A 25,417-nucleotide genomic window follows, 5' to 3' on the forward strand; every position below is an offset into this window, starting at 1 on the left:
TTTTCACCTCATACCTTGTGAATTTTCGGCCACTCTAGTTCAATTCCGGCTAACACTAATTGTGCTTGAAAATCTTTTAGATGTTGTTCATTGTTTCTCACCTCATGTGGAACAAGACCATGGTCGATGCAATAAGATGCTAAATGTCCCGCTGCTTCCCCGATGTTCCATTCAACAGGGTGAAGGCGATAGCATCCATTTGTTATATGTGTAGTCCCGATATTTTTGCTAGCCGGCAAAAGGTTTTGAACTCGTATGGGTATCAAGCTACCAAGTGGAATTTGAAAAGGATGAGCCGAAAAATCGATATACGTGTTCATTCCTGTACTAGGATGAAGGTCGAGACGATAACAACCAATTCCTATACTATCTTTAAAATAGGTGGCACTCTCTTTTCCTTCTATTTCTCCGCTTATATGTTGTTCTTTCACGGTGAATTCTGCTTTAATTCTTCGTGATTCACGGATATATGGGTACATAGCCAATCCATCTTCTGTTCCCAAAACGTCCTTTCGCAACCGAATCCCTGGATAACCGAATCCCCCATCTGGACGAGGTGCTTCCGTCTGCATCCAATAAAGAAGTGATAAACTTAATTGTTTAGCATTATATAAATGCTTCGCTTTGTCTTCCTCTGAAACATCTATAATTGGACCTAGCCAGTAATCGTTTTGTGGCCAATTCACTATAGTAATATCACTTTGATATGTACCCTTTTCAAAATTACTGCTATCTACGATTCTTCGATAATTCCATAATGAAAACGTGTCTGGTTCGTAAAAAAAGGAATATTTAACTGGCTCCAAGGTATGGGGGACCAGTCCCCACCAGCTTAACTGCTTTGCTGGCCAAAAGTCAGCTTGATAGTTTTTCCAAAAGTCATATTGAGCTGGCTTTTCAATTTTATGGTCTTCTCCGTCAATATAATCAATGGCAAAACAATAGGTAAAAGCCTGCATATTAAATGGCTCTTCCTCTTTAGCTGCATGGTCTTCACCTGTTTCTGCTTGTGATTCAGCACCGGTCACATATTCTACATTTGCAAGAGGTAACACATCTCCAACTTCTGTTGCGTCTAAAAAATACTTTCCTATTAATATATAAGTTAAATCTGTATTATAGTGCTGAACAGTAACAGACCGCACTTGATCATCATCTGTTTCCGCATTCACAATTTTGTGTTCTAATAACAATGTAAGTTTCCCATTTGAAAGATAAGGAGCTAACATATCGTATAGTACACGTAATGCTACTCTTGGTTCATGACTAATGGTACTCACTATTGCATGCCCCGGATTAAATTGATTATTGAACCTTTGCGTTGTCGTTACTGGATAATTGGTTGTATAGTATTCTCGTATTTTGTTTCGGAATGTTCGATAGTTTCTTGTTGCACCAAAGCTTTCAATCCAAGGGTGTTCATCTGGCGGTACACCTTGGCTCGTAATTTGACCACCAATCCATTTTGTTTCTTCGGTCATCAAGACCGTTTTTCCAGTCTGTAGGGCAGAAAGTGCAGCAGCACATCCTCCTAGACCTCCACCTATAATCACCAAATCTGCATGTAATTCTTGAGAAACTGTCAATGTTTCACCCCGCTACTAGTGTGTTCTTTCTTCTCTATCAAAAACACGTACTACTATAAAACACTACTCTCACCATTTCTGGTTGATTCTTTATAATTAGCTCCCACCGATACGATGTGGGAGCATATTTTACTGTTATACATTCTTTTTATTTCAATTTTACAGGTGCTTTATTCCCAAAGGATTGATAGGCTGCTAAAGCTACTTCGACTGCTTTCAAGCCTGCGTGCCCGGTTGCAAGCGGTGATCTTCCTTCTCTTATACTTGCTACAAAATCCTCAATCAACCCTGCGTCCATATCGTCTCCCCAGCCAATCCATTTGACACCGTCTTGATTGGAATATAAATCGATTTTCTGTGAAAAAGCATCAATTTTTAACGTTCCTTTTGATCCGATTATTTCCATGGTTACATCGCCCCATGTTGGATAATAATCATTTCTTGACCAACTACAATCCAACGTAGCAATCATTCCATTTGTAAATTCCATGCTGAGAATACCGCTATCATCAATTGGATGATCAATATATAGATTGCCAATTTCTGCATAGACTTCTTTCACTTCGGCTCCTGTAAACCATCTCATAATATCGACAACATGGACCGTGTGATCAAGAACGGCTCCCCCACCGGATTTCTCTTTATCAATAAACCAGCCTCCTGGATTGGTACCACGATTTGTACCTTTTATCGCTAAAATATCTCCTAAGATACCTTGCTCCAACAATTTTTTCGCTTGTTGAACAGGTGTGTTAAATCGAACAGGAAACGCGGTTCCTAATAAAACTCGATTCTGTTCACAAACACGGATCATTTCTTCCATATCTTGTAGATTAGTAGCTAATGGTTTCTCGCAAAGTACATGCTTCCCAGCATTGGCTGCGGCAACCACATGCTGATGATGAAGAGTGTTTTCAGATGTGACAATGACGGCATCTATATCAGAATCAAGCAACTCGTGATAGTTTTTATAAAAAGTTGTTTCAAAAAGCTGGGCATATTTCTGACCTCGATCTTCATTATCATCAGCAATTCCAGCTAACGTAACACCTTTCATCTTCTTTAGAACAGACGCATAGCTAGTGGCATGCATATGGGCGAAACTAATAATTCCAATTTTCATATTAGTTCTCCCCCTCTTGATTTAGATATACAGGTACCCCTGTTTTTAACGATTGAAGAGCTGCGACTGATATTTCTAGAGCTTTATATGCATCTTCAGCTGTGACAGTTGGTGTTTCATTTGTCTTTAAACAAGTTAAAAAGTGTTCCAGCTCGATAAAATAAGGTGAATTCTTCAATGGGCTCTGAGGTATCGCAACACCAGCCTTTGTTTCATTACTTTGTTTTAGCGAAAGTAAAACAGGCTCTTCTTTTAAGCTATCATATTCAATAATTCCATTTTTTCCGGCAAATTCATACTGAGTAGAAAATCTCTCATGTGCCCATGAACCTTCAACATGTGCAATGACACCTGATTTGAAAACCAATGTCACGATTGCATAATCGAGATGATCCATATTTTTTTCTGCTAGACCTTTTGCATAGACTCGCTCAACTTCCCCAAACGTCCAACGAAGAAAATCAAAATCATGAATAATTAAATCAAGAATCACTCCACCGCTTTTCTCGTGATCTGCATACCAATTGTTCCAGCCAGGAGGAAAATTCCCTCCACGTCTCGTTCGAACAACCCCAATATCACCGATTGCTCCATTCGTAACAAGCTGTTTTGCTTCTGAATATTGAGGAAAAAAACGTACAACATGGCCAACATATAACTTCACATTTTTGTCATTACAATAGTCAATCATTTCTCTCGCATCTTGAAGTGTGTAGGCTAAAGGTTTTTCACAAATGACATCAATGCCATAATCTGCAGCTTTCATTACATACTCCATATGGAGGAAGGTAGGAACACAAATATCAATGACGTCGATACGTTCCAGTCCGTTAACTGCCTCTTCTAGACTTGGAAATATTTTTGTATCACAATCTCCTATTATTTTCTTTGCTTGCTCTGTTCGTATATCTACAATACCGACTACATGAACATCTTCCATTTGATAATAGGAGGTAGCATGTTCCATACCCATCGTTCCCGCACCAATCAATAACACATTTTGCATATGATCAATCCTCTATTCTTTAATTTTTCTTGAACTGTATGTTCTGGTAACGGAAAGGAGTTACTCCTCTCCCGTGCTCCCTAATATCTCTTTTTGATAACCCTAGGCTATTACACTCATTAAGTCACATGTGAAAATTTCCTGCTGTTGCAATTCGATGGTAGAAATGATTACCAAGAGTTCCTTCAGGAATACCGTTTGGACCATCATGAACTAATCTCTTTTCTTCCAATTCCTCCAGTCGGTCAATACTACCATCGAGCCACTGTTGAATTCGCAATTGGATTGTTTCGAATCGAGCAATAAGTCCTCCGTAACGGAATTCAATTATCTCCCATCCAAAAGGTTTGTTTAATGAGAACCATATCTCTCGATGTTTGCAATGTAGGACGGAAATTTCTTTGGCCAATTCTTTGAATTCTTCTAGTAAAGTTGCCATATTTCCTTTATCTTGTTGGTCATAGGCAGCCTTCAGTTGGATTCCTATCTCTGCTTTTACACTTAAAACGCGAGCAAGCTGTTCATAAAACTCAAATACTTGAGATGCGTGAGGATTTCGTTCCTTCGCGGCCTGTAATTGAGGAACTAGCTCTTGGTAATGATTATTCATATTTAGTCCACGGATGTTTTCATCAAATAGTCCTATTAACGGATCCTGCCATAATAAAAACTTTGATGCGTTTGAAGACTTAAGATTATTTTTCATCACCCCAGGCGTCTCGTCTAATTGATTGAGAATAAGAAAATCATCTAAATGATTGCCGGTACAGAAATGAAAACGTTGGGATAAGTGTTCCTTTGTGACTGTTTCATGGTAGGTATGCTCCGCATAAAGCTGAATGACAGGTAGTGCTGTCGTAAGTGGTGTTTCTGCACCATTGTCACCCCATAATGTGGTAAAGACTTCCGGTAAGCCGTCTTTTTTACACGCAGCTAAAGCAGCCTCTGTTGTCTCAAATGCTCTTCCGTAATTTGGTGAAATTCCATTCCATGTCCATGCTCCACCAGCAAAAAGGGTGTCTTTACCAAGCTCCTTATGCTTTTGAATATAAGATCTATAAAATTCCTCATCATCATGATAATAGTCCCAATAGACAAGTTGAATATTTTCAGGGATTGATTCAATTGCTTCTTTTGGAATAACTAAATTCTCATCATAGTATTCACCGTGTTTTGAACCGAGTCGGAAATACATATCGCTCCAAATCATAGGTTTCAATCCATAACGCTCTGCAATCGAAACGACTTGATCTAAGTGGCGATTCATAATGTCAAATCGGTTCTCATAGCCATTCAAATCCAAATACCGTCCTAGGCCAAGTTGATGTGCTTCATCCATTCCAATATGAATGCGGTTTGATTTGAAAGGTTTTGAAGCAGCCTTTATCATATTTTCAATAAATTCGTATGTTTTTGATTCTCCAACTAGTAAAATATCAGCTGTATCACGTATGTCTTTTGCGTAGCCCCATTTTAATGCCATTGATAGATGGGCAAGCGTTTGAATACATGGAATCATTTCGATACCAAATGTGTCCGCATATGCATCACATACCTTTAGTTCGGCTTCTGTATACCTCCCACGCATATACCCAAAATACGGATAATCAGGTACTTCGTATGTATCTTCGGTGTAAAGCATAACCACATTTAATCCCATTACCGCCATTTTTCTTAACAGAACTTTAACTTCCTCTACTTTAAGTACGGCATTTCTTGAAACATCAAGCATCACGCCACTTGTTTGAAATTGGGGTTGTTCCGTTACGTCAAATTCACCACTTTTGGTATAATTCTCTACCCAAACACCTATAGCACGATAGAAATGGATTTTTTCTTCATAGAAGATCTCACCTTTTCCGTCTTTATTACTCACTTGAATAGGACCAACTCTCTGCGTAACATTTATGGAATATCCCTCTTTATGTAATTGAATGTTCAAATCATCAGTTAAAAGCTGCAATCCCTCTATAATCGAGTTTGTATCACCCAGTAAATTAATTCTCATATTGCACCTCCATAATTACTATATTCATATTTTTTAAGATAAACCTTAGTAGTTTCAACGGTATACAAATTCACCTTTTATAATGGTGCTTTTCACTTCTAGATCACGCGATAAGATAACTATATCCGCATCATATCCATTAGCAATTCGCCCCTTGCGATCACTGACACCAGATACGATAGATGGATTAAAAGAAGCCATATATACAGCCTCCTCAATCGGTATTCCACACCTATTAACAAGAAATTGCACGGCTTTATCTAAAGTTAAAGAGCTTCCAGCAAGACTACCATTCTCCAACATTACTTTTCCATCTTGTTTGTAGACTGTTTTTCCACCAATTTGATGACAACCATCTTGTAATTGGTTCGTCCCGGTGCAATCGGATACCAAGGTTATGTTATCCGTACCTTTAATCTGGTGCAGCCATTCAATCATTTTGGGATGGACATGAAAGCCATCTGCTATAACCTCACAATGCAATGCGTCTATGTCGAGTGCAGCAAAAGCTGCGGTTAATGTCCGATGAGAAATTGGTGCCATTCCATTAAAGCAATGTGTCACTCTTGAAAGACCGTATCTCATTGCTTCCTCGATTTCTTCATAGTTCGCTCCTGTATGTCCAGCTGATATCATAATCTTTCTATTATGTAAAAATGAAATTATTTCTTTCGTATTTGGTAGCTCGGGTGCTAATGTGATAATACGAACGAGATTTTCATCCAAATGAAGCACCGATTGTACGTCTTTCATCGTTGGATTTAGGATGAATTCCGATTGTTGTGCGCCTTTATACTGCTTACTAATCCAAGGTCCTTCTAAGTGAACGCCAACTAGTTGGGCCCCAGGATGTTTCTCTAGCGCGACCTCTTTACTTAACAAAAGGAAGGTTTTAATATCCTCTAATGGAGCAGCCCTTGATGTTGACAAATAACTTGTCACACCAAATTGAGGGAGCCCATTTTGAATATGATAAAAACCTTCCTTCTTACAGTCCATAAAATCTGCACCATTCAGACCGTGAATATGAGTATCAATAAAACCAGGACAGATCCACCCCTCTATTTGGTAGAAGGGCAGATCCTTTAATTTCTTTTTAGATTTGTCACCAACGAAAATGATCTTTCCGTCTTTGATTTCCACAAGCGTATTTTCAAAGATTTTCTTGTCCGTAACAACATTTCCATTTACGTAAAAGTGGTTACACATCATAGACTTCCATTTCCTTTCCGTTTGTTACCTAACTTTCTTCTATATAAAAGAAATTAATTTTGTAAGTGTTGTAGATTCCTTATTTAGTAATTTTTCAAATTCCTGTGGAGCATCCTCGAATTCTACAACGTCTGTTAAAAAGGGAGAAACGTCAATTCGCTTTTCCTTAACAAGACGAATATATTCTTCTAGATTCCTGCCTTCTGTCCATCGTACATATTCATAAGGGTAATCAATGGCTTCTTTTTCATAGACACTGTCATATCTACCAGGCCCACCGGCTCGAGAAATAAGAAGCTGTGCCTCTTTCCCAAACATGAGATTTCTAGGAAAATCAGGTTCAATATCACCCACAATGACCGCTTTTCCCTTGTTGCGAATCCAGTTCAAGCATTCATGAGTAAGCGGAGATCGTTTTCCTCCTACACACAAAAGAACAGCATCGGCACCACGAGATTTTGTTTCAATCCTAATTGCCTCTTCCATGGCTTCAACAGTGGCAAATGATTTAATGTTGTCTTCCTTCATCATATTTACTCGACCTTCGTGAAGGTCAAATGCAATCACATTATAGGAAGCAGCATTGGCAATTTTTGTAATTAATTGTCCGAGAACTCCAAGGCCGACAATAACCACGGTTTCACCAAATTGAAGGTTAGCTATGCGAAGGGCGTGAATCGCTATTGCCCCTAGTCCACCAAGAGCAGCCTCTTTTGGAGCAACGGATTCTGGAACCTTAGCAAAAAGTGTTTTTGGTACTCGCAAATATTCATCATGATGTACGTATGGTGCACCATAACAAGCAACCAAATCACCTTTTTCGACATCAGTGATATCAGTAGAGACCTCAATCACTTCACCCATTGCACTGTAACCTAGATGAAATTGCTTATTCTCACTCTGTGACAGCATGGAAAGTTCTGTTCCAGGTGAAATAACTGAATATAATGTTTTGACGAGAACATATGATGCTCTTCCCTCTAGGCTTGGCATTTCATCTTCAATGATTTCAACTTTCTTGTTGTGCGCAACTAATCTTTTCATTTGAAATCCTTCTTCCGTCGATTATTTCGCAAACCACTTTGATAAATTTGCTTTTACAAACTCATCATCATGTAGATGTGGATAGCTCGCATAAATCCGATCTAATTCATCTGACTGGCCCGAACTAAGCACTTCGCGATCAACTAAACACCAATTTCCTTGTAACAATCCTTGTCTTGCTAAAATTTCATTAATTCCAGCTATACTTCCTTTAAAACCGTTACGAGAATCGAATATTGCTGCATTTGCATCAGTTATTTGTTGTCCAAGTGTTAATAGCCCATTTGGAATCGATTTCTGACCTCTCACCATTTTTATTTCCTTAAATGTATCTACAACCGTCTTTGTCCAAACAGACCAATGTCCAAGTAAACCACCAACAATTTGCTTTTCAACTTTCTGATCACCGACCGTAAATTCAAAGGTTGTTACTAAATCATTAATGATGTTATCGTCATTCCCTGTGTAAAGAGCGATTTCCTCATTACGAGGTGAATGGCAAACGGCACGAACAACGTCAATCGAACAATAACGATCAAAAGGAGCAGTCTTTATCGCATGAACATTTGGAATCGAAGCAAATCGTTCCCAAAACTCATATGTAAAAATCCGTCCCCCAACTGCTGGCTGTAAATAGAAACCGAAGACCGGTATAATTTCAGCAACTTTTTCAGTGCGCTCTAATAATTCATCTTCAGATAAGTGATTCAAACCACCCATACTCAGTAGTCCTAAATCATAGCCTACCTTTTTACTAAATGTTGCTTCCTTAATGGCCTGTTCAGTAGGTCCACAAATGCCAGCGACTTTAATAAAATCATCTGGAACATTGGCGCGCTTTGTTTCCTCAATGGCGATGGATAACACTTGTTCATATAGGTTAAACTCAGGATCACGAATTTCAAATTGAGTGGTATGAACTCCTACTGCAATCCCACCTACACCAGCATCAATATAGTAACGAGTAAGTGCTCGTTGACCAGCTTCATCAAGCTGTCTGTTTTCAGTTAACGCTAAAGGATGGGCTGGTATGACTGTTCCTTCATGAAGTTTTCTCTTAACAGCCTCTTTTAGCATTAAAATGCACCTTCTCTTTCTTGGAAATGTGTTGGTTTATTGATTGTCTGTCCATCACTCACAACCCAATGAGCAATCATATCAATCATTTGTTGAACCGTTACTTTTGGATAGCCAAACAGTTTATGAGCATGCGAAGCATTATTTAATAACGCAGTCGGGTCTTCGCTGTTCACAAACACAGGTTCTTTGTCCATTCGCTTTCCAAACTCTTTTGCGAGCCATCTAACTGACAATGTTTCAGGTCCTGTAACATTGATGATTTTCGGTGGATAATTAGTATGTAACAAGGAACGAATTGCATATTCGTTTGCATCCCCCTGCCAGATTACATTGACATTCCCCATCGTTAAATCAATTGGATTTCCTTTGTGTACAGATTTCGCAATCTCGAGTAAAACTCCATAGCGGAGGTCAATCGCATAATTTAATCGAAAATGAACGATTGGTGTTTGATTTTTATGAGAAAAATAAGTAAGTACTCGTTCTCTACCTAAGCAGGATTGTGCATACTCACCAATTGGATTAGGTGGTACATCCTCAGTACAGCCATTACTTAATACAGAAGTCAGTGGATATACATTTCCGGTTGAAAAAGATACAATTCGTGAGTCTTTAAACTTTTCTGCGATGCGACCTGGTAAATAAGCGTTCATAGCCCATGTACGATGTTCATTTCCGACGGTTCCAAATTTTGTACCAGCCATAAAGATAATGTTCTTCACATTTGGAAGGTTTTGAAGGTCATTTTCATTTAAAAAGTCCGCTTTGATTGTATCAATTCCACATGCTTCTAATTCATCTATTAAACTCTCATCTGAGAATCTTGCAACACCAATTACTTTTTTAGTTTGACCCGACTGATCAACAGCCCTCTTCGCTAATTTCGCTAAAGTAGGTCCCATCTTGCCACTTACACCTAAAATCATAATATCTCCATCAAGCTTTTGGAGATCCTTTATTAATTCTGTGCTAGGTGTTGACATAAAATCCTCTAATTCTGCAATCGTTTCCATCTGAATCCTCCTAGTACCGTAGTATAGTTGTTTCTACAACATAAAACATTTGATAATTCTGAATTACCTTTATTTTATCGATGACATTTTTAAAAGACAAGTCACTTAATGGTCTTTTAATAATCACGTAAAATTTATTGACATTTCTAAAAATTGCTTTTACTCTAGTAGTAAGATTATTTAAAGACATTTCTTTAATATGTCTTTAAACTGGAGATGAAATAATGAAAACTAGTCAATTATCAGAACAGGATACCGAAATTATTATTGGTATTGTTAGTCCTGAAGCACTTGAAAAAGAAATAATGAAAGCGCTTGAAGCATTCCCGAATTTTCAGCCAGTTTTTCTACATACGACCCCTTCTTCTATTGATATAGAGGTTATGACTACCTTGATCAGTAAAGTGGAAGTTCTTTTGTTTATGGAATTTCCGACATATTTAAAAGCTAAACAACTTATCAATTTTTCGATTCCAGCTCACTATGTCCCCATAATGGGAACTGGGCTTTATCGGTCTTTATTCCTTATTAAAAATCAATACGATAGTAAACATTTCTCTATTGATACGGTTGAAGAAAAATATATTCGCCGGATCCTTTATGAATTAGACGAATCGAACTATGAATGTACATCATACCCTAATTATAGTCAGCCTGATTGTTTCGAGGATATTGTCCAGTTTCACCAAGACAACTATAATAAGCTAGGCTCTTTCGCTATAACCGGTGTTCAGGAAATTGCACGAAGGCTTTCGGAATTGTCTATACCTTTTGAATGGGTTACACCCACCTATCAAGATCTAATTGTTTCTCTTGAACGTGCATTACTCGCAACGGAAGCTCGTAAACATAAAGAATCTCAAATTGTTTTTGGGATCATTGATATTGACAAGTTTGATAAAGCTACAGAAAAATACACAACAGAACATGAAGTACAATTATTTAAACTTAAATTCCAACAAATAATGTTAAATTACACAAAGCTCCTTGATGGTCATTTGATTAATTCAGGAGGAGAAGAATTTTCATTTATCACCACACGTGGCATATTCGAAAGAGAAACACGCGGTTATAAATTCATTCCTTTATTAAATTCAGTTAAAACCGAGCTAGGTGTATCCATTAGTATCGGTGTTGGTTTTGGTCTCTCAGCTGCAGAAGCTGGAAACCACGCAAGACTTGCACTCCGCCAATCAAAGGAATTAGGAGGCAATGTTTGCTACATCGTTCGTGAAGACCAGAGTGTAATCGGGCCAGTGGATATGATAACTGATACTCAATATGAAAAATATGATTTATCGATAACAGATGCTGAACTTCTCCATAAGGCAGAAAAGGCAGGAATGTCTGCTGCCTATATGACAAAGCTTATGGCAAGAGTAGCACGCCATAAGAAATTTGATTATACAGCCCAAGAGTTAGCAGATACTTTAAACATTACAACAAGAAGTGCCCATCGAATACTTTTAAAATGGATGGATGCTAATTTAGTAGATATTGTCGGCGAAGAAAAAATCACCTACAAAGGAAGACCAAGGCGAATATATAGACTAAGCTTCATCATAGATGAAAACGAATAATCAATATCAAGAATAAAATGGCGGGTAAACGAAATTTACCCGCTTATACTTTAGATTCGAAACCTTATACATAGACCCGTTCCCCTGTATCCCTACTTTTATTAGCTGCTTCGATAAATTGGATAATTTCTACTGTTTCATGTAGTGGAACACCAGAACTTCCGCCCTCAAAGAAAAGCATAATTTCTTCTAATAAACTAGCATAGAACGGTTTTGTGTGATTCGAAATCGAGACAAGGTGATTCCCTTTTTCAAAATGAATAGTCGCTCCAAATTCACCATTCCCTCTCCTATTCCCTCTTGCCGTACCGATTCTGCCATCCTGCCATTGTGAAACAATTAAGTCAGAATCATTAGTGGATATTGAAGTAACATGTTGCGCCCCTTTACCTAAAATAGTAAAAAGCATCTCAATCGTATGTATCCCATACCAAAAATAGCCTGGTTGCGTGTTGACCATCTCCATCGGTCCAAAGCAGTCTACTCCAATGATTGCTCCTTTATCGTGAATTGAAAGAGCTTGTTTTACTTCTTCTGCAAAACGTAAAGCAGAGGAGCTCATAATTGGAGTACCGTATTTTTCAGATAGGTTTACCATTTGAATTGCCTCTGAAGAAGAAAGCGCAAATGGTTTGTCGACAAATATAGGTTTTCGATACTCCACGAGTTTACTAACTTGTTCAAGATGAACACGTCCGTCTACAGACTCTAAGAGAATCGCGTCACTTTGCTCTGCTACTTCATCAATCGTATGAACTAGTTGAACACCATATTGTTGTACTTCTTTCGTTATCCCCCCTATCCGAGAATAACTTAACTCAAAATCAGATGATCCGACCGGATATGCTACAGTTACCTCTCCCCCTTTTATATAAAAAGGGTTGGTCGGATCGTTTAACAATTTTGTAAAAGCAGATGCATGGGATGTATCTAAGCCGATTATTCCAATCTTCAAATCCCTCATATCTTAGCTCCTCAATAAAAATTTTTATTCGATTATTTAAGTCCCGATAGTTGGATACCTTCTGTAAAATACTTCTGGAAGAACAAGAAGATAAGAAACGTTGGGATAAATGAAATCGTTGACCCTGCCATTTCAATTCCAAAGTTCCCTTCTTTACTTAAGGTTGAGGCTAATCCAACTGTGATTGGATACATTTTTTCATTTGTCATATAAATAAGGGGTTGGAATAAATCGTTCCAGTTACTTACGAATGCGAACGTTCCAACTGTAGCAATGGACGGAAACGCCAAAGGCATATAAATTTTTCGGAACACATGAAAATCATTGGCTCCGTCCATCCTTGCTGCCTCATCTAATTCCATAGGAATACCCTGCATAAATTGACGTACTAAAAACACACCCATAATGGCCCATAGTTCTGGAACAATCAATGCTTGATATTCATTAATCCAACCGAACTTTGAGAACATGATAAATTTCGGTATGATTAATAATTGTGACGGTATCATGATAACGGCCATGAATGTCCAGAAAACAAATTCCCTTCCAACGAATTGTTTTCTAGCAAAAATATAACCTAATAATCCAGCAAAAAACATTTGTGAAAAAACAGGAATAACAGTTACGATAATAGAGTTCATAATCCATCGTAAGAAGTTGTCATTCCGGAATAGATACGTGAAGTTATTGATAGACGGATCACTTGGAATCCAAAATAATGGATCCATTGCCGCAAAAGTTGTTTCTTTAAAAGAACTTAATACCATAATTAAAAATGGAAGGAGAAAGCAAAATCCTAAGAAAATCGTGACAATGTATTTTAGTAGTTTAGTAAGCAAGTATGTTCATCTCCCTTCAACTCTCGAGCTTTAATAGATCCCTTGATCTTTACCAAAATATTTTCTTTGAATAAGCGATATCAGTAAAATTATCGCGAATAATACGTAGGATAAAACAGCTGCATAGCTGAAATTCAAATTCGTAAATCCGATTTGATAAAGATAAAACACAATAGTACTTGTCGAGAAGTTTGGTCCTCCATTTGTTAATAAGAATGCCGAGTCAAAAATTTGAAACGAACCAATTGTCGTAATGATTAACACATAGAAATGGATTGGTTTTAATAATGGGAATGTAATCAACCAAAATGATTTTAAAGGTGAAGCACCATCGATTTTCGCCGCTTCGTACATGTCTTTTGGGATGGACTGTAGTCCTGCAAAATAATAAATCATCGTACTACCTGATACTTTGAAAATACTCAACCCAGCCAATACAATAAGTGCTTGGGAAGCATCAGATAAGAATAATTGTGAGTCTATACCAACAAAGCTTAATAAATAGTTGATAAAACCTGATTCCGTTCCTGAAAACAGCCATTCCCAGATTCCTGCTACAACAACAAACGATGTAACAACTGGTAGGAAAAAGATTCCTTTAAAAATTTTCGTAAAACGAATTCCTGATTTTATGACAAGCGCTAAAATCAAACCAAGTGCCATTGTAGGAAGAATATAATAGAAGGAAAATAATACAGTGTTCCAAATTGATTTTATAGCAATATCATCTTGAAATAATTGCTTCCAGTTTCGTAATCCAACAAACTCAGATGTACCGATGATTCGGAAATTGAGAAACGTTAATATGAAACTATAAATAAATGGAATGACTTGAAATATTAAAAAATGAATCAGAACTGGAGTAAGTACAATATAAACAATAGCATTTCTTCTTAACTCAGCTTTAATCCTATTTTTTAAAGGAGGCTTGACCTTTTTGACAGTGTTTAGGGGTACTTTGTTATGAGTTTCTACGACCTTTTCCAAGCTATCACCTTATTTCGTAAGTAATAAATAAAAACTTTAATAAACAGAGAGTCTTATTCACGAAGGAATAAAACTCTCTTAATATAAGAAGCTATTCGTTTACGGCTTTGCTAACTCAGCTTCAATTGCTTCAGCTGCTGCATCTGCTGCTTCTTGAGGAGTTTTATCTCCTGCCATCATTGTTTGTATTTCAGCTTGAATAAATGGCATGATTGCACGACCTTTTGGATGAATAACACCTGGTAATGCAAATTGAGTATATGTTGCAAGTTGGCTCATATATTTGTTCGAATCAAAAATGTCTTTCGCCTCTTCTTGAGTAGGGATATACTGAGTTACTGTATTAAAGATACGTTGGTTTTCTGCATTCGTAACAGCTTTTACAAATTCTGCTGCTGCTTCTGGGTTATCACTATTAGATGGGACCACGAACATACCTGTTGTTCCGTATGTTAGCTGTTTTTCACCAGTTAAAGGTGCTCCAATCGCAAAATCAAATGTACCCTCTTTTTCTAGTTGTGTAACACTAATTCCAGATCCAAGAACTGCCAACATTTTTCCACCAAACCAGATTTCATCTTGGGTAGTTGAGGTAATTGAATCTTCAGGGATATATCCCTTTTGATACATGTTATTCACGTATTCAAACGCTTTTACACTCTCTGGGCTATTAATTAATACTTTGTTGTCTTCTGTAACAACATCACCACCAGCTTGCCAAATCCAAGGATAGATTGTTCCGTTCATGGAACCGCCACCTAGATATGATAATGCATAGAAGTCTTTTTCTTTCGCTTTTGCTGCCCATGCATCGAATTCTTCCCAAGTTGTGGGAAGGTTTGCTGGATCTTCTCCGATTTCTTTCACTACATCTAAATTATAGAAAAACGTATAAGCTTCTTGAAGAATTGGTAGTCCGTATTTTTTATCCTTCCAAGTTGTAGAAACTAATGAGGACTCTACGAATCCATCAAGATCACCATCTTTTAAGTATGGATCTAATTCTAGTAGCATGCCTACATCTGCATATTGTGGCATTTGGTCAGGAATTGCATAGAATACATCCGGTCCGTTGTTAGCCGCTAAAGCAGTTAGAACTTTTTGGTCACGATTCGCCCACGGAATTGTTTCGATATTTACCTCTACATCTGGAAACTCTTCATTGTAATTTGCAGTGATTTCTTTCCACATTTCCTCTTCTTTCTTAGCATCACCTGTATAAGGATGTACCCACACAGTGATTTCACCATCAACTTTTCCATCTTCTTTCTTAGGATCTGTGCTTGAGTCATTACTACAAGCAGATAAAAGTAAGCTACCTGAAAGCAAAAGTGCCATGAACGAAAAACGTTTCTTTTTCATCTACGAATTACCCCCTATTAAGTTCAAAAATAAAATCTTACAGACTAACAAATAACCTCATATTCTTTTTATCCATCCCCCCTTTTATTATTTAACTGAAAATACTAATAATTGAAAGCCTATACATTTGTTGTTAAAAAATTTTCTGCAATTTCTAACACTTTACTTCTCTTATTCTAGTTCCTCTGTATTATTGTGACAAGTCTATAAAGTGTCTTTAATAATATATGGTATTTAATTTAGTACCTATACAAAATGAAGAGTAGTGATTACACATAGTTCAAACCCTGTGGAAACGGAAACGGAATTGGAAAAATAGAATTCCCTGTATTATTTCCTTTTACGATTAGTTCTTCCAGTTCAGCATTACTGATAAGTACGGACTCATTCTTATATATAATCTTTCTCGTGTGTTCGTCTACCTTCGAAATCTGTAGCTTCTCATTAAAATATGGTGTAAGTTGTTGCAATAATAAATCGAGATTCATAATTTTCATGGTACCCGGAAACAGTTGTTCTTTCTTCTCAAGAACGATACCAAGCTTTTGGACCATGTCTTTTTCATAGTTTGGTAAATTGAATAATAACGTTTGTATCCCATAAGTAAATGCTTCTGCGATCAAACTTTGAATGGCTTCGGGGTCTCCTCCCCATTCAATAATTCGTGAGTCGACGTTTTCTTGTTCATGATAAGGTACCGCGAAGACTAAAAATGCTTTCACTTTATTATTTTCTTCTGCTAGGAGAACTTTGTGCTTCATTTTAAAAATACTCGCAAATCCGGCAGATGCATTAAGTTGTGCGATTTCATATATGCTTTGTTCATAACGGATTGAGCGACCACGACTAAGTTTTCTCATAGTAAACAAGTCGGTAGGTTGTAGTTCGCGAACCGTATAAGTCTTTTCAGGTTTCAACTCACCTTGATGAATTGTATATTGATTCATCTTCCCATAAAATGTACATCCTTGTTTCAAGTAAAGTGGTAAATCACCAGAAACAAAGAGGACGGATGCACCAGACTTGTTAGCATGATCAAAAATCATTTGTAAAAGTCTGTTAGCGAACCCTTTCTTTCGGTAAGCCGGATCCGTACAAACCGCACCAATGGAATAAGCTTGAACCTCAGCATCTTCAATATGTAGTACAGAGGGAACTAACCCAATAAAAGAAACTAATTTTCCATCTACAAATGCACCGTATGATTGATGGAGTGCTGACGAGAAAACCTGTGGAAAGGCAATCCCCATGGATACATGACCTTCTTTACGAAAAACTTTATCTGCTAATTCAATTGCCTGTTTAAGGTCATTTTCTTCTAGTAGTCTGTATTCGACCATTCGTTTCACCTCAACTTCTTTTTTCTTTTTATAAACTTCATATTTCGTACTGTGAAAAATGTAATCGCTAACACTTTGAATCGTGTTATAATACAATTAAACTTTCTGAACTTACTTTCTATTTTATTCGAATTTTATAAAGTGACAAGTCTATTAAGTGTCTTTAATTATGCATTACAATTTTAAAAAACGTATCGAGGTGTATCTATTGAGTGGTTGGGAAAAGTTTAATAGCTATGCAATATGGATGTTGAAAGTGGCATATGTGAATTTACTGTGGATTGGCTTTACGATCGCAGGTTTAGGAGTATTTGGACTATTTCCGGCGACTGGTGCAATGTTTGTGATTGTACAAAAATGGCTCCGTGACGAACCAGTCGATCGTATCTTTCATTCCTTTTGGAAAACCTTTCGAAAAGAGTTTATCTCACTTAATAAATTTGGACTGTTTTTTATCCTAATTGGTTATGTACTTGTCTATGATTTTCTGTTTGTTTATCAGAATGTGGACAAGCTAAAATTGCTGTTTCCTGTTCTCCTATTTTTAGCAATTTGTTATTTGGTAGCGTTACTCTATTTCTTCCCTGTCTACACGCAATTTGAGATGAAGTTCTTTCAATATATAAAACAATCATTTTTAATTGGGGCTAGCTCTTTGTTGGAGACCATACTCATGTTAACAGCTTGTATGCTTCTTGGGATTATCATCAACTTAATCCCTGGGATCATCCCGTTGTTTACTGGAAGTGTACTTGCTGTAGCTATTACATACTGTAGCAATAGATCCATTGTAAAAATTAAAAACAAAAAAAAGAGCATGGTCTTCTAAATTAGATTTGTCCTTCAACCGATTTGAAGGACTTCTTTTGTTATTAGCTATTCCAGTGCCTCCTCCTCTATTTACCTCTAACACCTCCTGACCCTAGCACTCTTAACTTTCTTCATCAATTTTCTCCCTACTAATTAAAGACCGTTAAAAGTCTTGATTATTCCTACTATTCTTTTACACTTTATATAAGTTTAATGGATTATTAGTGTATCACCTAAGGAGGATCACAAAATGGACTTCAGTAAACTTTATTATTATTCGCCTACTCCCAAAGCAAATGAACCAAAGGTTTTTACAAGAGATTTAATCGTGTATGGAGCAACTCCTGCTGGAATAACCGCAGCCATACAGGCAAAGCGAATGGGTCTTTCAGTCATTATTGCTGAATTTGGTAGACATATTGGTGGGATTACAGCAAGTGGATTGGGAGCCTCAGATGTTGGTGCAAAAGAAGCAATTGGTGGGTTATCTAGACAATTTTTTCAGGAACTAGGAAACTATTACAATAAGGAAGAACAATGGACTTTCGAACCTAAGGCTGCTTCCTATGTATTTGAAAAGATGCTAAACGAATATAAAATAGAAATTGTCTTTAATCAACACGTTGTAGACGTAAAAACAGAGAATAAAAGTATTAAAGAATTACAAATGGAAGATGGCACGATTTATAGAGGTGCTTTTTTTATCGATTCAAGCTACGAAGGTGACGTCATGGCAAAAGCCGGTGTTACCTATACTGTGGGACGAGAATCAAATTCGACCTATAAAGAGACATATAATGGTGTGCAATTTGGTCATCCTCATCATCAATTTGAAAAATGGATTGATCCGTATGTAGTTGAAGGTGACCCTTCAAGTGGGGTATTACCCGGTATCACTGAAACATCTAATGAAACTTTGGGTTATCAAGGACAAGGTGACAAGCGAATTCAAGCCTATAATTTTCGTATTTGTCTAACCAAAAATAAGGATAATCGTGTACCATTTCCGAAGCCTCCCTTCTATAACCGCGATCGCTATGCATTGTTACTACGATACATTCATGCGGGAGTCTGGGATGTGATGAATCTACATACATTATTACCCAACGGAAAAACGGACTTAAATAACTATGGAGGATTCTCTACGGATAATATTGGGATGAATTATGAATGGGCTGATGGTGATTACGAGACTCGTGAACGTATTTTCCAAGACCATTTTACATATAATCTTGGCTTACTCTACTTTTTAGCCAATGATGAACACGTTCCAAATACGATTCGGGACGAGGTATCTCAATGGGGATTAGCTCGAGATGAATTTAAAGAAACTGGACATTGGCCACATCAACTCTATATTCGAGAAGCGAGAAGAATGATAGCTGATTATGTGATGACAGATCACAATTGTTTAGGAGATCGTAAAGTGGAAGACTCAATTGGTTTAGCATCCTATCAAATGGATTCCCATCATGTTAGACGATTGATTATTGATGGTCGTGTCTACAATGAAGGTGATGTTGAAATACCAATTTCGCCGTATCCAATCTCTTATCGTTCCATCCGTCCCAAAGCTGAAGAATGCACCAATTTACTCGTCCCTGTTTGTTTATCAAGTTCACATATTGCTTATGGTTCAATACGAATGGAGCCTGTATTCATGATAGTTGGCCAATCAGCTGGAGCTGCCGCTGCTTTAGCACTTAGGAATAAAACAACCGTACAAGCCGTATCTTATGAGCAGCTAAAAGAAGAATTACTCTCTTACGGTCAAGTACTCGAATGGGACGATTCCATTGAAGATGACCCCGTGTTACGAATGAAAGAAACATTTGGGAATAAATAAAGAGAATAAATTCGAATGCAGGAGGTACATAGTTTGAAAGAAAAATTCTATGAAGATGATAAGTTATCAAAGAAAGAATCAAATAGCTTACAATTTCCGAATGTATACGGCAGTGCTATTAATTATGGTCCTGCTGCATTAGATGCTAAATCTCAAGGAGTTGCGATTGGAGATGGTGAACTCTACTATGCAACAAATGGTTTACCATCGACGTTTTATGCTGCTGATGCTATAACAGGTGAAAAACTATTTTCCGAAGATTTACCTGGAAGTGATGTTGTTTGGGCAATGATTATAGGTACAGATGGTAATGTCTATTTTTCAGGTACCTATAATGGAATTTTATATAGATATGTAGTGAACGAAAAACGTATTGAAAATCTTGGGGAAAATCCGTCAGATAATTGGGTTTGGCAGCTAAAGTCATCACACGATGGCAAAATCTACGGAGCAACCTATCCACGTTCAAAAGTATTTGAATACGATATTGAAACAGCGCAATTTAAAGATTTAGGCACATTTTACGAGGGACAACAATATGCACGGGGACTTGGGATTACAGAAGATAGTTTATATGTTGGAATAGGTACGTCAGCTTATTTAATGAAGATGGACCTTGCAACAGGGAATAGAACAGAAATTCAATTACCAATCACTGGTGAATCCATCTCAATTTCGAATATTTGGGAATACGGTAATCATATCTTTGTTGCCTATGGAACTTCACTGCTCACAATTAACAAAACAACAGGCGAAGAAATGAATACAATGAATTTGCATGATGAGCACAACTTTGATGGGCTTATATCACCACCCTCCCCTTATGATGAAAATATACTTTATTACATTAATAGAAATACTCAGCAACTATGGACCTATGATATGACAACACATACAACTACGAAAGTAGAACCGACAGTTCAACTCCCTCCTTCTCCATCAAAAGCAATGCGTTGGATTAAGGATGACAGCGGCAAAGACGTGTTAGCCATTTTACATCATAAAATCGAATTTTCGATTTATGACCCTTCTACAAATACTGTAAAAGTTAATTATCCCGAAGTAGAAATGCAAGGACTTTTAATGCAAAGTTTAGAAATTGGTGAAGATCAAAAAATTTATATGGGTGGCTATCAAGGTTCCTTTGGGATCTTTGATACAACTATTGATCAGTACGTCCTTCAGGAACGTGACCCACACCAAATTGAAGGGATAGGTTTTCTGAATGGAGAAGTTTATCTAGGGACATATGGAGGAGCTAGAATCTATAAATATAATCCTAACCAACCGTATAACTTCTCGGGTGGTAAAAGCGGCGAAAATCCTGAGTTGGTGCAAGAAATTGAGGATGCTCAAAGCAGACCTTTCACATTTACTTCAGGTGAAAACAAGCTCTTTATTGGAACCATTTCTGATTATGGTGAATTAGGTGGAGCACTTACTGTCTTTGATGCTACTACGAATAAATGGAATACAATACGAAATATCGTAGAAAATCAAAGTATCATTGGATTAGCCTATCATAACGGAAAAGTATTTGGTGGTTCAACGATTGCTGGTGGTCTAGGTATAGACCCAACTGAACCAAAGGCAAAAATGTTTGAATATGATGTAATAACGGGCAACCATGAAGCTTTCGCCCTTGGAGTAGATGAATTTGAAAAGCCAGAAATGATTGGTGAGTTATCTGTTGGCCCCGATGGAAACATCTGGGGAGTTGCATGGGGATTTGATAAGGTGGATTCCTGTTACTCTGTGATTTTCGCCATGAATCCAGATAATCGGAAAATCGTGAAAACTACACAATTATACAAAGGCATTGACCGCGGAAGCAAATGGAGACCTTTCTTTATTCGATGGGATAACAATGGATATTTATACACAACTGCTGCTCGAAGATTAACTGTTATTGATCCAGAAACAATGAAAAGTAAGCAATTGGTTACAGGCATTGTTGATTTAATGGATGTAGATAAGGAAGGAAATATATATTATTCCTCCGATCATAATCTTTATAAGCTACCTGTAAACAAACAATAGTGCATCTAGAGGGATTTCGTCTTAACCCAATAAATAGCAACAGCAATTGCGAACAAGCGTATGGCTATTAATAAAGTCAAGCAATAAGGTCTTCTTTTTCATACAGAAGACCTTTTTGTCAACTTTAAAACATACTTTTAATATCTAGTCTTGAATACTAGGTTTGTTTGGTTTACCTGGTTTCCCAGGTTTGTCAGGTTTACCCGGCTTATCTGGTTTTCCAGGTTTGTCAGGTTTACCCGGCTTATCTGGTTTTCCGGGTTTATCTGGTTTACCCGGTTTGTCAGGCTTTCCAGGCTTACCTGGTTTCCCAGGTTCATCTGGGTTAGTAGGCTCATCCACCCAATTTATTGTATACACCAATGTTGATTTTCCATCTGTTCCGGTGACAGTAATTTCTGTTACGTTGGTTGAATGTGTGATTTCAAAAGTTGCACCAGCTTGAGTAGTTTCCACCACAATATTTTCTGTCTGGTTAGCATGTACTGTATAGTGCAAGTCCCCAGGCTGGAATTCAACAAGAGTTTTTCCATCAATTGAAATGGATTTTAAGGTTGCATCCGTTTCAGCAACTGGAATTTTATATAGCATACTTTCATGTGCATAATAGATGCTACCATCTACCCCTACTGTCATACTGTTCATGAAATCTTCTACAAGCACCTTGTAATTAAGTGTTTCTGGGTCAATGGCAACTAGACTACGAGATAACGTTGTATAGAGCATGCCATCTGGACCCCATTGAAGACGATATGGGAACCATTTACTGCTGTTGTATAAACTTGGTCGAATCATTCTACTGTCAACAACTTCATAGGTTTCTGGATTCATTTTAAAAATAGTTCCTTCAACAGCACCCCATAAGTAACCATCTGGCCCGATTGATAAATCACCAATCATGCGTGGTGTAACGTCAATTCCCGGAATCTCCGGTGTGAATTCCGCAATCTTTTCACCTTTTTCAACATCCCATACGAAAATTTTAGCTTCCGTCGCTTTCGGGTCGACTCCTAAACCACCCCATACCGAAGTACCACCGAAAACTTTTCCATCATGATAAGCTAAACTAATTATACTTTGGTCTTGAACAACATTTCGTTGTTGGAACCATTCGCCTGAATTCTCATCATAAATGGCTAGAGCACCACCTAGGACGCCATAATCAGGGATTGTTCCAACAAATAATTTGTTATCCCCTGACGTAATCGCGAAAGGACGATCTTGTTCATCTTGGATATCATATTCAAGCTGTGGATTGCTATTTAAATCTACAGGCTGGGTTGGGTCATAACTGTACATAATCGCACCAACATATGTGCCAAAATACACTTTATCATTCAAGAAGCCAATCCCCTCTGGTTGAGCAAAGGATGAAATATTGACTTCGATTTCATTCGTGACCGGATTATAAACACTCATACCACGCTGATAGCCGCCCATGTATAGCTTGCCATCTGGACCAGTCTCCAGTGACTGGATTGCTACAGCTGTTGCAGCAAGGTCTAACAAGATAAAGTTCATTTCATTTGTTTCTGGATTGTATAGCATATACTCACCATATTGCGTCACCATTGTCAATACAGTTTCACCAGTCGATAACGTAATCCACGACATATCCTTCACGCGTGGCGTATCTGGTAATAGTGGAACGTCAAGTAATGTTTCCTCATTTGTACTAAGGTCATATTTGTAAAATTGAGTACCATTTTTATAGTAAATGAAGTTTGGATTGGTTGGGTCTGGTTCAGAAATCATATTACTAAAAGCAAAGGATCCTTCGATTTCCATTGTCTCTGGATTAACAACAATCATATTGATTGTCGAAACCGCAACAAGAAGCTTACCATTTACCATCCAGATATCTTGAATAAATCCACTTTCTCCTGAATGTCCTTCGATTAGCAGCTCTTCTTTTTCACCTGTATGTCGGTTAATTTTATACAGATACTTCGTTGTTCCCATTCCAACATATATAAAATCACCATTAACCGCTAGACCTCGTGCATATTCTTGGTCTGATACTTTACCAAAATCCTTAAATGCACCAGTGTTGATATCATATTCAAATACACTACCACTAGGATATGTTGCACCATAGATTTTTCCATCTTCTGTTGCTTCTAAATCCCACACCCAGGCATCCGATGGATTTGTTCCGAGTTCTTGAACCTCTTTTAACTCTGGAACATATCGGTATAATTTGCCGTCAGATGTACTAGCAAAATACACATTCTTATCTGAACCAATCGTAATTGCCCAGACAGCCTCTGTATTTGCAATCACCTTAGAAAACTTTAACTCTCCCGTTTCAGCATCCAAGACAGAGAAGGTTCCAGGAGCACCATTTGAATGATAATATACTTCATTTTCACCTAGACTGTTTTCTTGGATTGCACCTGCTTGTCCTAATTGAACATGAACCATCTCTCCTAGATTGATAGGATCTGCATATTCACGATCAAATTGGGAATCATCTGTTACCTTTTCAAATGTTACATCGTCAAAATAGACCTCTGTAAAGCTAATACCACCTGAATAGAATGCTAATCTTGCATAGGCTGCATTCTCAGGTACAACACTGAATACTTTTAGGTCAGTCCAATCATTTTTTGGTAGGTTCCCATTTAGTTCTCTATGTTGTGTAATACTATTATCGTCAGCATCAAAATAGCGAATTTCGGTTACCACATTATGAGTCTGACTGACAACATTTGAATGCACTGTCAATAAATATGAAGCACCCGCTTCAACTGCAATTTTATCACTAATAGCACTTACACCCGCCTTATCAGTTGTATCATGTAAGTGAAGACTATGTCCTCCAGTAAGCGCTCGATCTGTACTTACTGAGATACCTGGTCCATCAAATTCAGATGACCAACCAGGGATAATCCCATCTGTGACCGCTTCTTCAAAGCTAGGATTCTTTACTTCTGTTTGGATATCATCAACCGGAGGCTCTTCAATGGCAGTTCCTTCGATTATTACATCATCAAAATATGCTTCTGTAATTGACGGGTGGCCGGAGTTGAAGCGAAGTTCGACTTGTGTTGCTCCCTCTGGAAGCTCAAAAGGAACTTGAATTTCGGTCCATTTATCCTTACCCAACATAGCAGCATTAAAATTAATAAAAGTAGCATTGCCAACTTTTTGTCCATCACCGTTATAAAAATGAATCTCATATCCTATCGAATGAGATTGGCTAACAACATACACATACGCTTTCGCCACATATGAGATACCTGTGCTAACAGCTATTTTTTCACTTGTTACCTGCAAATTCCCACCTGAACTATTACTATTTTCATCTTTCAAATGTAAACTTCTATTTCCTGTACGAGCTTTTTCATCACTAATACCCATACTTGTCGATGGGTTATTGGTAACAAGGCTCCACCTAGGATTATCAAACTCTTCAAAACTACCGTTAGGTACATCGACAAGTACCGTATCAGCTGAAACAGGTAGTGATTTAAAAGTTGTAAAAGGAGCGACTAGACCAAATAGTAGAGTAAAACAAAATGTAAGCATGATCGTTTTTTTCGAATTTCTAGATTTCAAACAACAAACCTCCCTT

18 protein-coding genes are annotated in these 25,417 nt (G+C 37.5%); 4 read left to right on the forward strand and 14 right to left on the reverse strand.

Annotation, left to right across the window (positions count from 1 at the left end; all coding sequences use genetic code 11):
* Positions 1 to 8: 8 nt before the first annotated feature.
* The 8 genes from CZ490_RS06365 to CZ490_RS06400 all read right to left on the reverse strand — a co-directional run bounded on the left by CZ490_RS06365 (position 9) and on the right by CZ490_RS06400 (position 10,072).
* Positions 9 to 1,586 carry an FAD-dependent oxidoreductase gene (locus CZ490_RS06365; protein WP_077618116.1) on the reverse strand — a complete coding sequence of 526 codons (1,578 nt, stop codon included), beginning with the start codon at positions 1,584 to 1,586 and terminating at the stop codon, positions 9 to 11.
* A 148-nt stretch (positions 1,587 to 1,734) separates the two neighbouring features.
* Positions 1,735 to 2,709, reverse strand: a complete 975-nt coding sequence (locus CZ490_RS06370; protein ID WP_077618117.1) for a Gfo/Idh/MocA family protein — start codon at positions 2,707 to 2,709, stop codon at positions 1,735 to 1,737.
* A gap of 1 nt (position 2,710) precedes the next feature.
* Positions 2,711 to 3,715: a Gfo/Idh/MocA family protein gene (locus tag CZ490_RS06375; RefSeq protein WP_077618118.1), complete on the reverse strand. Its 1,005-nt coding sequence runs from the start codon at positions 3,713 to 3,715 to the stop codon at positions 2,711 to 2,713.
* Between the two features lie 124 nt (positions 3,716 to 3,839).
* Positions 3,840 to 5,723 (reverse strand): beta-N-acetylhexosaminidase, encoded by a 1,884-nt coding sequence (locus CZ490_RS06380; RefSeq protein ID WP_077618119.1) that lies wholly within the window; start codon positions 5,721 to 5,723, stop codon positions 3,840 to 3,842.
* A gap of 54 nt (positions 5,724 to 5,777) precedes the next feature.
* Entirely contained in the window at positions 5,778 to 6,935 is a 1,158-nt protein-coding gene (gene nagA, locus CZ490_RS06385) for an N-acetylglucosamine-6-phosphate deacetylase (RefSeq protein WP_077618120.1), read from the reverse strand.
* Between the two features lie 39 nt (positions 6,936 to 6,974).
* Entirely contained in the window at positions 6,975 to 7,979 is a 1,005-nt protein-coding gene (locus tag CZ490_RS06390) for a zinc-dependent alcohol dehydrogenase (RefSeq protein WP_077618121.1), read from the reverse strand.
* Positions 7,980 to 8,000: 21 nt separating this feature from the next.
* The gene (locus CZ490_RS06395; RefSeq protein WP_077618122.1) at positions 8,001 to 9,056 is read right to left on the reverse strand and encodes a dihydrodipicolinate synthase family protein; all 1,056 of its coding nucleotides are present in this window, start codon (positions 9,054 to 9,056) and stop codon (positions 8,001 to 8,003) included.
* Positions 9,056 to 10,072 carry an NAD-dependent epimerase/dehydratase family protein gene (locus CZ490_RS06400; RefSeq protein ID WP_077618123.1) on the reverse strand — a complete coding sequence of 339 codons (1,017 nt, stop codon included), beginning with the start codon at positions 10,070 to 10,072 and terminating at the stop codon, positions 9,056 to 9,058. Before CZ490_RS06400 ends, CZ490_RS06395 begins: the two co-directional genes overlap by 1 nt.
* A gap of 224 nt (positions 10,073 to 10,296) precedes the next feature.
* Between CZ490_RS06400 and CZ490_RS06405 the strand changes: the two genes are divergently transcribed.
* Positions 10,297 to 11,652, forward strand: a complete 1,356-nt coding sequence (locus tag CZ490_RS06405; protein ID WP_077618124.1) for a helix-turn-helix domain-containing protein — start codon at positions 10,297 to 10,299, stop codon at positions 11,650 to 11,652.
* 64 nt (positions 11,653 to 11,716) lie between these two features.
* On the opposite strand, the gene CZ490_RS06410 is transcribed toward CZ490_RS06405, so the two are convergent.
* The 5 genes from CZ490_RS06410 to CZ490_RS06430 all read right to left on the reverse strand — a co-directional run bounded on the left by CZ490_RS06410 (position 11,717) and on the right by CZ490_RS06430 (position 17,144).
* Positions 11,717 to 12,616: a Gfo/Idh/MocA family protein gene (locus tag CZ490_RS06410; RefSeq protein ID WP_077618125.1), complete on the reverse strand. Its 900-nt coding sequence runs from the start codon at positions 12,614 to 12,616 to the stop codon at positions 11,717 to 11,719.
* Between the two features lie 32 nt (positions 12,617 to 12,648).
* Complete coding sequence (locus CZ490_RS06415; RefSeq protein ID WP_077618126.1) at positions 12,649 to 13,455, reverse strand: carbohydrate ABC transporter permease; 807 nt, start codon at positions 13,453 to 13,455, stop codon at positions 12,649 to 12,651.
* Positions 13,456 to 13,485: 30 nt separating this feature from the next.
* On the reverse strand, positions 13,486 to 14,442 hold the full coding sequence (locus tag CZ490_RS06420; RefSeq protein WP_234987178.1) for a carbohydrate ABC transporter permease: 957 nt from the start codon (positions 14,440 to 14,442) through the stop codon (positions 13,486 to 13,488).
* Between the two features lie 99 nt (positions 14,443 to 14,541).
* Complete coding sequence (locus CZ490_RS06425; protein WP_077618127.1) at positions 14,542 to 15,804, reverse strand: sugar ABC transporter substrate-binding protein; 1,263 nt, start codon at positions 15,802 to 15,804, stop codon at positions 14,542 to 14,544.
* A 269-nt stretch (positions 15,805 to 16,073) separates the two neighbouring features.
* Entirely contained in the window at positions 16,074 to 17,144 is a 1,071-nt protein-coding gene (locus CZ490_RS06430) for a GNAT family N-acetyltransferase (protein WP_077618128.1), read from the reverse strand.
* A gap of 169 nt (positions 17,145 to 17,313) precedes the next feature.
* Between CZ490_RS06430 and CZ490_RS06435 the strand changes: the two genes are divergently transcribed.
* The 3 genes from CZ490_RS06435 to CZ490_RS06445 all read left to right on the forward strand — a co-directional run bounded on the left by CZ490_RS06435 (position 17,314) and on the right by CZ490_RS06445 (position 21,840).
* Positions 17,314 to 17,973, forward strand: a complete 660-nt coding sequence (locus tag CZ490_RS06435; protein ID WP_234987179.1) for a YesL family protein — start codon at positions 17,314 to 17,316, stop codon at positions 17,971 to 17,973.
* A 231-nt stretch (positions 17,974 to 18,204) separates the two neighbouring features.
* Positions 18,205 to 19,800 (forward strand): FAD-dependent oxidoreductase, encoded by a 1,596-nt coding sequence (locus CZ490_RS06440; RefSeq protein ID WP_077618129.1) that lies wholly within the window; start codon positions 18,205 to 18,207, stop codon positions 19,798 to 19,800.
* A 33-nt stretch (positions 19,801 to 19,833) separates the two neighbouring features.
* Positions 19,834 to 21,840, forward strand: coding sequence for an NHL repeat-containing protein (locus tag CZ490_RS06445; RefSeq protein ID WP_077618130.1), 2,007 nt, complete (start codon positions 19,834 to 19,836; stop codon positions 21,838 to 21,840).
* A gap of 144 nt (positions 21,841 to 21,984) precedes the next feature.
* Here CZ490_RS06445 and CZ490_RS22480 read toward each other — a convergent pair whose 3' ends face one another.
* Complete coding sequence (locus tag CZ490_RS22480; protein ID WP_200801554.1) at positions 21,985 to 25,401, reverse strand: carbohydrate binding domain-containing protein; 3,417 nt, start codon at positions 25,399 to 25,401, stop codon at positions 21,985 to 21,987.
* Positions 25,402 to 25,417: the final 16 nt, after the last annotated feature.

The sequence above is a fragment of the Litchfieldia sinesaloumensis genome, assembly GCF_900156865.1.
Lineage (GTDB): Bacteria > Bacillota > Bacilli > Bacillales > Bacillaceae_L > Ferdinandcohnia > Ferdinandcohnia sinesaloumensis.

Coding starts and splice junctions, on each gene's coding strand:
- CZ490_RS06425 (WP_077618127.1), bottom strand. CDS start 15,804: ATGAAAAAGAAACGTTTTTCGTTCATGGCACTTTTGCTTTCAGGTAGC.
- CZ490_RS06400 (WP_077618123.1), bottom strand. CDS start 10,072: ATGGAAACGATTGCAGAATTAGAGGATTTTATGTCAACACCTAGCACA.
- CZ490_RS06410 (WP_077618125.1), bottom strand. CDS start 12,616: ATGAGGGATTTGAAGATTGGAATAATCGGCTTAGATACATCCCATGCA.
- CZ490_RS06405 (WP_077618124.1), top strand. CDS start 10,297: ATGAAAACTAGTCAATTATCAGAACAGGATACCGAAATTATTATTGGT.
- CZ490_RS06395 (WP_077618122.1), bottom strand. CDS start 9,056: ATGCTAAAAGAGGCTGTTAAGAGAAAACTTCATGAAGGAACAGTCATA.
- CZ490_RS06375 (WP_077618118.1), bottom strand. CDS start 3,715: ATGCAAAATGTGTTATTGATTGGTGCGGGAACGATGGGTATGGAACAT.
- nagA (WP_077618120.1), bottom strand. CDS start 6,935: ATGATGTGTAACCACTTTTACGTAAATGGAAATGTTGTTACGGACAAG.
- CZ490_RS06370 (WP_077618117.1), bottom strand. CDS start 2,709: ATGAAAATTGGAATTATTAGTTTCGCCCATATGCATGCCACTAGCTAT.
- CZ490_RS06390 (WP_077618121.1), bottom strand. CDS start 7,979: ATGAAAAGATTAGTTGCGCACAACAAGAAAGTTGAAATCATTGAAGAT.
- CZ490_RS06435 (WP_234987179.1), top strand. CDS start 17,314: ATGCATTACAATTTTAAAAAACGTATCGAGGTGTATCTATTGAGTGGT.
- CZ490_RS06440 (WP_077618129.1), top strand. CDS start 18,205: ATGGACTTCAGTAAACTTTATTATTATTCGCCTACTCCCAAAGCAAAT.
- CZ490_RS06380 (WP_077618119.1), bottom strand. CDS start 5,723: ATGAGAATTAATTTACTGGGTGATACAAACTCGATTATAGAGGGATTG.
- CZ490_RS06430 (WP_077618128.1), bottom strand. CDS start 17,144: ATGGTCGAATACAGACTACTAGAAGAAAATGACCTTAAACAGGCAATT.